This window comes from Xanthomonas hortorum, from assembly GCF_040279205.1.
Taxonomy (GTDB): Bacteria; Pseudomonadota; Gammaproteobacteria; order Xanthomonadales; family Xanthomonadaceae; genus Xanthomonas; species Xanthomonas hortorum_F.
Window position 1 is genome coordinate 36872 of record NZ_JBEOLS010000019.1, and the last position, 10599, is coordinate 47470.

At 62.8% G+C, this 10599-nt stretch carries 11 protein-coding genes and 1 tRNA gene; 1 reads left to right on the top strand and 11 read right to left on the bottom strand.

The genetic code is table 11. The annotated features are described in order from the left end of the window. Window positions 1-3: 3 nt before the first annotated feature. The 11 genes from nuoH to tpiA all read right to left on the bottom strand — a co-directional run bounded on the left by nuoH (window position 4) and on the right by tpiA (window position 9686). A complete protein-coding gene (gene nuoH, locus ABS769_RS09815) occupies window positions 4-1098 on the bottom strand; it encodes an NADH-quinone oxidoreductase subunit NuoH (protein ID WP_023904455.1) in 1095 nt (364 codons plus the stop codon). Beyond that, window positions 1095-3329, bottom strand: a complete 2235-nt coding sequence (nuoG, locus tag ABS769_RS09820; protein WP_317061460.1) for an NADH-quinone oxidoreductase subunit NuoG — start codon at window positions 3327-3329, stop codon at window positions 1095-1097. The genes nuoH and nuoG overlap by 4 nt, the downstream gene beginning before the upstream one ends. Next, window positions 3326-4660: an NADH-quinone oxidoreductase subunit NuoF gene (gene nuoF, locus ABS769_RS09825; protein ID WP_023904457.1), complete on the bottom strand. Its 1335-nt coding sequence runs from the start codon at window positions 4658-4660 to the stop codon at window positions 3326-3328. The genes nuoG and nuoF overlap by 4 nt, the downstream gene beginning before the upstream one ends. Window positions 4661-4663: 3 nt before the next feature. Continuing rightward, complete coding sequence (gene nuoE, locus ABS769_RS09830; RefSeq protein WP_006450563.1) at window positions 4664-5191, bottom strand: NADH-quinone oxidoreductase subunit NuoE; 528 nt, start codon at window positions 5189-5191, stop codon at window positions 4664-4666. Then, a complete protein-coding gene (locus ABS769_RS09835; RefSeq protein WP_023904458.1) occupies window positions 5188-6495 on the bottom strand; it encodes an NADH-quinone oxidoreductase subunit D in 1308 nt (435 codons plus the stop codon). The genes nuoE and ABS769_RS09835 overlap by 4 nt, the downstream gene beginning before the upstream one ends. Further along, window positions 6492-7244: an NADH-quinone oxidoreductase subunit C gene (locus ABS769_RS09840; protein WP_104549219.1), complete on the bottom strand. Its 753-nt coding sequence runs from the start codon at window positions 7242-7244 to the stop codon at window positions 6492-6494. Before ABS769_RS09840 ends, ABS769_RS09835 begins: the two co-directional genes overlap by 4 nt. 36 nt (window positions 7245-7280) lie before the next feature. Further along, window positions 7281-7835 carry a NuoB/complex I 20 kDa subunit family protein gene (locus ABS769_RS09845; RefSeq protein ID WP_006450566.1) on the bottom strand — a complete coding sequence of 185 codons (555 nt, stop codon included), beginning with the start codon at window positions 7833-7835 and terminating at the stop codon, window positions 7281-7283. After that, complete coding sequence (locus ABS769_RS09850) at window positions 7826-8182, bottom strand: NADH-quinone oxidoreductase subunit A (protein ID WP_006450567.1); 357 nt, start codon at window positions 8180-8182, stop codon at window positions 7826-7828. The genes ABS769_RS09845 and ABS769_RS09850 overlap by 10 nt, the downstream gene beginning before the upstream one ends. A 106-nt stretch (window positions 8183-8288) precedes the next feature. Then, a tRNA-Leu gene (locus ABS769_RS09855) sits at window positions 8289-8373 on the bottom strand. A gap of 49 nt (window positions 8374-8422) precedes the next feature. Continuing rightward, on the bottom strand, window positions 8423-8896 hold the full coding sequence (secG, locus tag ABS769_RS09860; protein WP_023904461.1) for a preprotein translocase subunit SecG: 474 nt from the start codon (window positions 8894-8896) through the stop codon (window positions 8423-8425). Window positions 8897-8933: 37 nt separating this feature from the next. Next, window positions 8934-9686, bottom strand: coding sequence for a triose-phosphate isomerase (tpiA, locus tag ABS769_RS09865; RefSeq protein WP_115040443.1), 753 nt, complete (start codon window positions 9684-9686; stop codon window positions 8934-8936). A gap of 111 nt (window positions 9687-9797) precedes the next feature. Between tpiA and ABS769_RS09870 the strand changes: the two genes are divergently transcribed. Next, window positions 9798-10598 carry an SDR family NAD(P)-dependent oxidoreductase gene (locus ABS769_RS09870; protein WP_317061461.1) on the top strand — a complete coding sequence of 267 codons (801 nt, stop codon included), beginning with the start codon at window positions 9798-9800 and terminating at the stop codon, window positions 10596-10598. Window position 10599 lies beyond the last annotated feature (1 nt).

The window sequence follows — 10599 nt, forward strand, 5'->3', positions numbered from 1 at the left end:
CAATTACACGCCCTTCTGGATCACGCCGTAAAACACCATCAACGCCGTCACTGCGATCCACACGATCGTCAGCGGAATGAACACCTTCCAGCCAAGACGCATGATCTGGTCATAGCGGTAGCGCGGGAAGCTGGCACGGAACCAGATGTAGGCACTGGCGAAGAAGAACACCTTCATCAACAGCCACGGCCAACCGCCCTTCCACAGCCAATCGACCCACGGCGAGATATCCGGATTGCCCCAGGCCTGCGGCCATGGGCTCAACCAGCCGCCAAGGAAGAAGATCGAGATCAGGAAGCTGACCAGGATCATGTTGGCGTATTCGGCCAGGAAGAACAGCGCGAACGCACCGCCCGAGTACTCCACCATGTGGCCGGCAACGATTTCCGATTCGCCTTCCACCACGTCGAACGGCGCGCGATTGGTTTCGGCGACGCCGGACACCCAGTACACGATGAACAACGGGAACAGCGGGATTAGGAACCAATCGCCTACGCCCGAGCTACCGCCCTGCGCAAACACGATCTGACTCAGGTTGACGCTGCCCGACGCGATCATCACGCCGACCAGCGCAAAGCCCATCGCGATTTCGTAGCTGACCACCTGCGCGGCCGAGCGCATCGCACCCAGAAACGCATATTTGGAGTTGGAGGCCCAACCGGCCAGGATGATGCCGTACACGCCCAGCGAGGTCATCGCCAGCAGATACAGCAAGCCGACGTTGGCGTTGGACAGCACCAGCTGCGCATCGAACGGCACCACCGACCAAGCCGCGAAGGCCGGCGCCAGCGTCAGCAGCGGCGCGATGATGAACATCGCCTTGTGCGCGCTGCTCGGCTGCACGATCTCCTTGAACAGGAGTTTGAACACGTCGGCGAAGGCCTGAAAGATGCCCATGCCCACGTACATCGGCCCGTGGCGTACGTGCATCCAACCGATCAGCTTGCGCTCCCAGACCACAAAGAACGCCACCGCCACGATCACCGGCACCGCGATCAGCAAGATCTTCAGCACGGTCCACAACACCACGCCGCCATCGCCCAGCCCGACGAACCACTGGTGCAAAGGATTGACCAGATTCAACAGCAATTCGTTCATGCAGCCACCACCGTTACCCGACCGGCACCAAGCGGCGCGGTTGCGCCATGGCCGGATTCGATCCACACCGTCCCCGGCGCGACGCGCTTGTCCAGCACCACCGGCAGCGTTGCCTTACCGGCATCGGTGCCGACCTTGACCATCTGACCTGCGCCAATCTGCAACTGCGCTGCCTGCTCCGGATGCATGGCCACACACGGCGCGATGTTGAGCGGATGCGACTGCAGTGCAGCGGCGCGGCGTACCACTGCGTCGGTGCGATAGATCGCAGCGGTCGCGGCCACTTCCAGCCCCTCGCTCGCAGCCACTGGCTGTGCGGAGGTTGCAGGCGTCACGCTGCGGTTCTGCATGCCGGCACGCAGGCCGACCAGATCGATGAATTCGAAACCGGCCAGACCCAGCTCGCCGCCAAGTGCGCGCAACACGCGCCAACCTTCACGCGCTTCCACCGGCAAGCGGCCGGCGGCACGTGCGGTCTGCACGCGACCATCGAGATTGGTCAGCGATGCATCGATTTCCGGCAATGCGCCGATCGGCAGGATCACATCGGCCACATCGCGCGTTGAAGCGCAGGCGAACTGGCTGAATGCAACGACCTTGGCACCAGCAAGCGCGCTGCGTGCAGCTGCGGCATCGGCGAAGTCCAGACCTGGCTCGATGCCGTACAACACATAGGCCTGGCGCGGCTGCGCCAGCATGCCGGTGACATCGCGTGCGCTCGGCAATACACCTTGCGAGACCAGACCAACGGCATTGGCGCCCTGCGGGATGCGGCACAGCGAGGCGCCGGTTGCAGCAGCAAAATCACGTGCAGCAGCACGCAGTGCGGCAGCCTGCGGATGATTTTCAGCCAGTGCACCAACCACGATCACGGCACGCGTGGCGCCCTTGACCGCATCGCGCAATGCCGCATCGTCCAGCGCGCCAGCCAGCTGCGACGGCGCAACCACGGTGCGGCTCGCCTGGGTAAAGGCAAAATCGAAATCGACCGGGTTGACCGAATGGATCTTGGTCCCGTTCTGGATGTTGGCCTTGCGCAGACGCGCATGCAGCAGCGGCAGTTCGTGACGCACGTTGGTGCCGAACAGCACCACCACATCGGCGTGCTCGATCTCGGCCAACGGCGTGGCAAACGCTTCGGCCACCGCAGCATCGGAGAAATCGCGGTTGAGCAGACGGTGATCCAGATTGCCGCTGCCCAGCCCTTCGGCCAGACGCGCCAACAAGGCGCCCTCTTCGTTAGAGGTGGCCGGGTGCACCAGCACGCCGAGCTGATCACCGGCGTTGTCGCGCAGGATCTGCGTGGCAGCAGCCAGGCCTTCGGCCCAGCTCACTTCGGTCCACTCGCCGTTGACCTTCTTCAGCGGCTTGACCGCACGGTCTTCCGAATACAGGCCCTGATGCGAATAACGATCGCGATCGGACAGCCAGCACTCGTTGACCGCCTCGTTCTCGCGCGGCACGGTACGCAGCACTTCGCCGCGACGCACATGCAGGAACAGGTTCGAGCCCATCGCATCGTGATAGCCGAGCGATTCGCGCGCCATCAGCTCCCACGGGCGGGCACGGAACTGGAACACCTTGTTGGTCAGCGCGCCGACCGGGCAGACGTCGATGACGTTGCCGGAAATTTCGGTGGTCAGCGGCTTGCCGTCGTAGGTGCCGATCTGCAGATTTTCACCGCGATACATGCCACCCAACTCGTAGGTGCCGGCAATATCTGCAGTGAAGCGCACGCAGCGGGTGCACTGAATGCAACGGGTCATTTCGGTGGCGACCAGCGGACCGATGTCCTCGTCCGGCACCACGCGCTTACGCTCGTTGAAGCGGCTGACCGAACGGCCGTAACCGAGCGAAACGTCCTGCAACTCGCACTCGCCGCCCTGATCGCAGATCGGGCAGTCCAGCGGGTGATTGATCAGCAAAAATTCCATCACGCTGCGCTGGTACTTCAGCGCCTTTTCGCTACGCGTGGTGACCTTCATGCCGTCCATCACCGGCGTGGCGCAGGCAGGCGACGGCTTCGGGGATTTTTCGACGTCCACCAGGCACATGCGGCAGTTGGCCGCGATCGGCAGCTTCTCGTGATAGCAGAAGCGCGGGATCGGGATGCCGGCCTTGTCGGCCGCCTGGATGATCATCGACCCCTTCGGCACCACCAGGGACTGCCCGTCGATTTCGACGGTGACATGGTCCGGTGGCACGTTCGGGTTCACTGGTTGGGCGCTCATGCGGCCACTCCGACGTGCGTGTCGACGATCGAACGACCGTTGACGATGTAGTACTCGAACTCGTCCCAGAACTGGCGCAAGAAGCCTTGAATCGGCCACGCCGCGGCTTCGCCGAACGCACAGATGGTGTGCCCTTCGATCTGGCCGGCAACGGTGCGCAACTGGTGCAGGTCTTCCATCGTGGCCTTGCCGGCGACGATGCGCTCCAGCACGCGGTGCATCCAGCCAGTGCCTTCGCGGCACGGCGTGCACTGACCGCAGGATTCCTTGTGGAAGAACTGCGAGATGCGGCAGGCAAAACGCACGCAACAGACGCTGTCATCCAACACCACGATCGCGCCCGAACCCAGACCGGTCCCCAATGCACGCAAGGTGTCGTAATCCATCTGCAGACCAGCGACCTGGTCGGCCTTCAGTACCGGCATCGACACGCCGCCAGGCACCACGCCCTTGAGGGTGCGGCCCGGACGCAGGCCACCGGCCATTTCCAGCAGTTCGTCGAAGGTGGTGCCGAGCGGCACTTCGAAATTGCCGCCCTTCTGGACGCAGCCGGACACCGAGAAGATCTTCGGGCCGCCGTTCTTGGTCTTGCTCAACCCCAGGAACCATTCCGGGCCGTTGCGAATGATCGCCGGCACCGACGCATAGGTCTCGGTGTTGTTGATGGTGGTCGGCTTGCCGTACAGGCCGAAGTTGGCCGGGAACGGAGGCTTGTAACGCGGCTGGCCCTTCTTGCCTTCCAGCGATTCCATCAGCGCGGTTTCTTCGCCGCAGATGTAGGCGCCAGCACCCAACGCACCGTAGATATCGATATCCACGCCGCTGCCGAGAATGTTCTTGCCCAGCCAGCCGTTGGCATACGCATCGGCCAGCGCCAGTTCGAAGTTCTCGAACGGCTCGTGATGGAACTCGCCACGCAGGTAGTTGTAGCCCACGGTCGAGCCGGTGGCGTAGCAGGCGATCGCCATGCCTTCCACCACCGAATGCGGGTTGTAACGCAGGATGTCGCGGTCCTTGCAGGTGCCCGGCTCGGACTCGTCCGAGTTGCACAGGATGTACTTCTGCATCGTGCCCTTGGGCATGAACGACCACTTCAAGCCGGTCGGGAAGCCCGCGCCGCCACGGCCACGCAGATTGGAGGCCTTGACCATCTCGATGACGTCGGCCGGCGCGATCTTCTCTTCGAGGATTTTGCGCAGCGCGGCGTAGCCGCCAGTCTTGAGATAGCTCTCGTACGACCACGGGGTGTCGTAATGCAGGGTCGTGTAGACGACCTGATGCGGCAACGGCGCCGGACCGACCGGGCCTGAGGGTGCGTGATGATGTGCCATGTCTTACTCCAGCCCGTCCAGCAGCGCGTCGACCTTCTCTTTCGTCAGGTGCTCGTGGTAATGGCCGTTGATGACCATCATCGGCGCTGCAGAGCAGGCCGCCAGGCACTCTTCTTCGCGCTTGAGGTAGACCCGGCCATCGGCCGTCGACTGCCCCAGCTTGCAACCCAGTTTCTTCTCGGCGTGTGCCAGCAGATCTTCGGCGCCGTTGAGCCAGCAGCTGATGTTGGTGCAGAACGCCACGTTGTGGCGGCCGACCTTTTCAGTCTCGAACATCGAGTAGAAGCTGGCGACCTCGTAGGCCCACACCGGCGGCAGTTCCAGATACTTGGCAACGCCGACGATCAACTCATCGGTGAGCCAGCCCTGGTTCTGCTCTTGCGCAGCATGCAGGCCCTGCAGTACCGCCGACCGCTTGCGGTCGGGCGGAAACTTGCTCAACCAATGATCGATGTGCGCGCGCGTTTTCTCGCTCAGCACTACCTGCGGATCGACGTCACGCGCCGCTTCGAAATTACCCGTCGCCTTCATCGGTCAACCTCACCGAAAACCAAATCGTAAGTACCGATCATCGCCACGACGTCGGCCAGCAAATAGCCACGCACCACCGCGTCCATCGAGGACAGATGCGCAAAACCCGGCGCGCGCAGATGCAGGCGGAACGGCTTGTTGGCGCCATCGGACATCAGGTAGCAGCCGAACTCGCCCTTGGGTGCTTCGACAGCGCAATACGTCTCGCCGGCCGGCACGCAATAGCCTTCACTGAACAGCTTGAAGTGATGGATCAGCGCTTCCATGTCGTCCTTCATGCCTTCGCGGCTTGGCGGAGCGACCTTGAAATTGGTGACCATCACCGGGCCTGGATTGGCCTTCAGCCAGGTCACACACTGCTTGATGATGCGGTTGGATTCGCGCATCTCGGCAACACGGACCAGATAGCGGTCGTAGCAGTCGCCGTTGGTGCCGACCGGGATATCGAAATCCACCGCGTCGTACTTGGCATACGGCTGTTTTTTGCGCAGATCCCACTCGATACCGGAGCCACGCAGCATCGGGCCGGTCATGCCCCAGGCACGGGCCAGATCCGGGCTGATGATGCCGACATCGACGGTACGCTGCTTCCAGATTCGGTTATCGGTCAGCAGCGTTTCGTACTCGTCAACGCGCGACGGGAAGGTATTGGTGAAGTCCTCAAGGAAATCCAGCATCGAGCCTTCGCGCGCGGCGTTGAGCTTCTTCAGCGCCCCGCCCTTGTGCCAACGCGATTCCTTGTACTTGGGCATGCGATCGGGCAGATCGCGATACACGCCACCGGGGCGATAGTAGGCAGCGTGCATGCGCGCGCCACTGACCGCCTCGTAAACGTCCATCAACTCTTCGCGCTCGCGGAACGCATACAGCATCACCGCCATCGCACCCAGATCGAGGGCATTGGAGCCCAGCCACATCAGGTGGTTCTTGATGCGGGTGATTTCATCGAACATCGTGCGGATGTACTGCGCACGCTCTGGCACTTCGATTCCCATCAGGGACTCGATCGCGCGCACGTAAGCATGCTCGTTGCACATCATCGACACGTAATCCAGGCGATCCATGTACGGAACCGACTGGTTGAACGGCTTGGACTCGGCCAGCTTCTCGGTGCCACGGTGCAGCAGGCCGATATGCGGATCGGCACGCACCACGGTTTCGCCGTCCATTTCCAGGATCAAGCGCAGCACGCCGTGCGCCGCAGGATGCTGCGGGCCGAAGTTCATCGTGTAATTGCGGATTTCCTGCTTGCTTTCGACAGGATTGCTAGCGAAGGCGGCAGTCGCCTGGTGGAACTCACTCACTTGGCAGTCTCCGACTTGCCCACTTCACCAGCGGCAGTCTCATAACGGGCATCGTCGCGAATCACGCGCGGCACACCGACGCGTGGCTCGACCGAGGTCACCGGCTCGTACACCACGCGCTTTTTCTCTTCGTCGTAACGCACTTCGACGTTGCCGATCAGCGGGAAATCCTTGCGGAACGGATGGCCGACGAATCCGTAGTCGGTCAGGATGCGACGCAGATCCGGGTGACCGTCGAACACGATGCCGAACAGGTCGAACGCTTCGCGCTCAAACCAGTTCACGCCCGGCCAGATATCGGTCAACGAGGCCACCACCGGCACCTGCTCGTCCGGGGCGTAGCAACGCACGCGCAGACGCTGGTTGTGCTGGTAGGAAATCAGCTGGGCGACGACCGCAAAACGCTGCTTGGGCATGTGCTGCGGGTGGGCGCCATCGGAGCTTTCCTGGCTGGGAAATTCACCCCAGGCGAAACGACCGACCGCCTTGCCTTCGACACCACGACTGAAACCCTGCGACGACACGTCGGCGGTATCCCACTCGTCGCTGCCATAGCCTAGGTGATCGACGCCGCACAGGTCGCTCAACTGCTCGAAACCGAGCTCGTCGCGCAAGGCCAGACAGGTGGCGTGCCAATCGGCAGCCGCGACTTCCAGCGTCACTTCGCCGCGCGGCAAGGCCACGGCAATCTGCGCACCGGCGAAACGTGCCGCAAGTCGGTCAGTGAAGGAGGATGCTTGCTCTGCCATGGGGGCTTGGCTGCTCTCGGTAGAAGAAGACGGGTATCAGCGCGCGATCGTCTGGGTACGCCAGATCTTCTTCTGCAGCTGCAAGATGCCGTAGACCAGCGCCTCGGCGGTCGGCGGGCAGCCCGGGACATAGATGTCCACCGGCACGATGCGGTCGCAACCGCGCACCACCGAATACGAATAATGGTAATAGCCGCCGCCGTTGGCGCAGCTGCCCATCGAGATGACCCACTTCGGATCCGGCATCTGGTCGTAGACCTTGCGCAGCGCCGGGGCCATCTTGTTGACCAGGGTACCGGCCACGATCATCACGTCAGACTGGCGTGGCGACGGGCGAAACACCACGCCGTAACGGTCCAGGTCCAGACGCGCCGCACCGGCATGCATCATCTCGACTGCGCAGCAGGCCAGACCAAAGGTCATCGGCCACATCGAACCGGTACGCGCCCAATTCAACAGCGCATCCACGCTGGTGGTCACGTAGCCCTTTTCGAGCAGCGGGTTCTCGCCTTCCGGGCGCAGGATGTCGTCCAACCGACCTTCCGGCATCGGATTGGTCATCAGACGATCGAGGGTCTGAATCACTCCCATTCCAACGCTCCCTTCTTCCAGACGTAGATAAAACCGAGGAACAACATGCCGACGAACAGCCCCATGGTGACCAACGAACGTGCGCCGATCTCCATGAACACCTGCGTCCACGGCACGATGAAGATGATTTCCAGATCGAACACGATGAACTGGATCGCGATCAGGTAGTAGCGCACGTCGAACTTCATGCGCGCGTCTTCGAATGCCTCGAAGCCACACTCGTACGGCGAGAGCTTGCGTGCATCGGGGCTACGCGGACCGAGGAACCGGCCGATCAACATCAATGTGATGCCGATACCGGTGGCGACGATCAGAAACAGCAGACTCGGCAAATATTCGGCCAGCACAGCGATTCTCTCTTGCCTTTGCCCGCACGCGCCGCGTGCCGGCATGGGGTATAAGCAGGACCCGCGCGTGGTATCGCCACGATGCGCAGGAACTGCAGCCAAACAATGGTGCCCAAGAGGGGACTCGAACCCCTACGACCTAAATCGCTACCACCTCAAGGTAGTGCGTCTACCAATTCCGCCACCTGGGCATACGTTGCGCCGCTGGGCATCCCAGTGCGCAGCGTATTGTAACCGGCTTCAGCGTTTTTGTGCTGGTTCTGAAGCGTTTTCTTCGCGTGCCGCAGGCGCTTGTTGCGCCGGTGCGGACTGCGCTGGCGCTGCGGCCGGAACAGCGGCAGGCGATGGCTGCGACGGAGCGGTGGGCACTGCGCCCGCGGCTGGTGCCTGCGGCAACGGCTGAGTCAGCTCGCCGGCGGCGGCCGGTGCCGGGGTGGCCGACTGCGACATCACGCCAAGATTCTGATCGGTGGGACGCGCGCCATGGGTGGCGTACCACGCCATGAACAGGCTGATGCTGAAAAACACCACCGCCAGCCATTTGGTCGACTTGGACAGGAAGTTCGACGCACCCTGCGAACCAAACACAGTGCCCGAGGCACCAGCACCGAAACCGGAGCCCGCTGCCGCACCCGCGCCACGCTGCATCAGGATCAGCGCAATCATCGCCAGCGCGACCAGCACGTAGACCACATTGAGGATCAACATCAGCATTTCGAAATCCGTCCCCGGACAAAACTTAATGGGTTAATCAAGCGGCCGCCGCGCGTGCGATGGCCAGGAAATCTTCGGCGACCAGTGATGCGCCTCCGACCAGCCCACCGTCGACATCGGGCTGTGCGAACAGCTCGTTGGCGTTGTCGGGCTTGACACTGCCCCCGTACACGATGGGCAGCGAATCGGCAATTCTAGCATCCGCCTTTGCGACTTCGCCACGCAGGAAGGCGTGCACAGCCTGGGCCTGCTCCGGGCTGGCAGTGCGGCCGGTACCAATGGCCCAGATCGGTTCATACGCAAGCACGGCGCGCGCAAAGCCTTCGCTGCCGACCAGGGCCAGCACCGGCTCGAGCTGAGCGCGCAGCACCGCCTCGGTCTGGCCCGCTTCGCGCTGCTCCAACGATTCGCCCACGCACAGCACCGGGATCAACCCGGCATGCATGGCGGCAGCGAATTTACGCGCCACCAGCTCACTGCTCTCTTGATGGTACTGGCGACGTTCGGAGTGGCCGACCAGCCCATACTCGGCGCCGACATCGACCAGCATCGTGGCCGAGACCTCGCCGGTGTAGGCGCCCTTCTCGTTACTGCTGACGTCCTGCGCACCGAAGCACAGGTGATGCTCCTCGAAATCCTCGATCAGATCGCCGAGGTAAGGCAGTGGCGGCAGGATGACGACATCGACACCCTCCAGGGGCATGTGCGCGGCGATCTGGGCCACCAGTTCGGTGGCGAAGGCGCGGCTGCCATGCAGCTTCCAATTTCCGGCAACGAGTTTTCGACGCATCAGGCGCAGGTTCCTGGTGGAAGAGAGGCGACAGAATAGCCCATGCCCTGTCGGCAGCCGGCACACTTCTGCCCATTGTCTGTCCCATCCCCTCTTCAGCAGGAACCTGCCATGTCCGTTTCGCCTGTCTTCGCGCTGGTCACCGGCGCCTCCAGCGGCATCGGCCGCGAGATTGCGCGCGCTTACGCCAGGCGTGGCGTGCCGTTGATCCTGACTGCGCGCCGGGTGGACAGGCTGGAAGCACTGGCCGACGAGTTAAGGACGTCGGTGCGGGTCGAAGTGTTGCCTGCCGATCTGGCTAACCCTGCGGCGGTAGAGATGCTGGTTGCGCAGATCCAGCGTAATGGCTGGACCGTAGGCACACTGGTCAACAATGCCGGCTACGGTGTGCCGGGCCGCTATCTACACAACGACTGGGCCACGCATGCGCGTTTTTTGCAGGTGATGGTGGGCGCGGTGTGCGAGCTGACCTGGCGGCTGTTGCCGATGATCCGCGCCAGTGGCCAGGGCCGCATTCTCAATGTGGCCTCGTTTGCTGCGCTGACGCCCAGCGCAGACGGACAAACGCTGTATGCAGCGAGCAAGAGCTTCCTGCTGCGCTTCAGCGAATCGCTGGCGCTGGAAAACGCCGATTGTGCAGTGAGGGTCTGCGCGCTGTGCCCGGGCTTTGCGTGGTCGGAATTTCACGACATCACCGGCACACGCGAGCAGATGTCCACCCTGCCCCGCTGGGCGTGGCTGCAGGCCGATGCCGTGGCCGAATACGGCATCGAAGCACTGGAGCGCGGACAGGTGCTGGCAGTGCCAGGCTGGCGCTATCGCCTGGCCAATGCCGGGTTACGATTGCTGCCGCATGCGCTTGCATTGCGCCTGATGGCGCGAGGATCGCATCGGGTGCGCCCGCTGGATTGAG

Bases quoted from the DNA above. Each gene is read 5' to 3' on its own strand.
- ABS769_RS09845 (WP_006450566.1), bottom strand. From the start codon at position 7,835: ATGGGAGTGATTCAGACCCTCGATCGTCTGATGACCAATCCGATGCCG.
- secG (WP_023904461.1), bottom strand. From the start codon at position 8,896: ATGCTGATGTTGATCCTCAATGTGGTCTACGTGCTGGTCGCGCTGGCG.
- nuoH (WP_023904455.1), bottom strand. From the start codon at position 1,098: ATGAACGAATTGCTGTTGAATCTGGTCAATCCTTTGCACCAGTGGTTC.
- ABS769_RS09870 (WP_317061461.1), top strand. From the start codon at position 9,798: ATGTCCGTTTCGCCTGTCTTCGCGCTGGTCACCGGCGCCTCCAGCGGC.
- tpiA (WP_115040443.1), bottom strand. From the start codon at position 9,686: ATGCGTCGAAAACTCGTTGCCGGAAATTGGAAGCTGCATGGCAGCCGC.
- nuoE (WP_006450563.1), bottom strand. From the start codon at position 5,191: ATGAAGGCGACGGGTAATTTCGAAGCGGCGCGTGACGTCGATCCGCAG.
- nuoF (WP_023904457.1), bottom strand. From the start codon at position 4,660: ATGGCACATCATCACGCACCCTCAGGCCCGGTCGGTCCGGCGCCGTTG.
- nuoG (WP_317061460.1), bottom strand. From the start codon at position 3,329: ATGAGCGCCCAACCAGTGAACCCGAACGTGCCACCGGACCATGTCACC.
- ABS769_RS09840 (WP_104549219.1), bottom strand. From the start codon at position 7,244: ATGGCAGAGCAAGCATCCTCCTTCACTGACCGACTTGCGGCACGTTTC.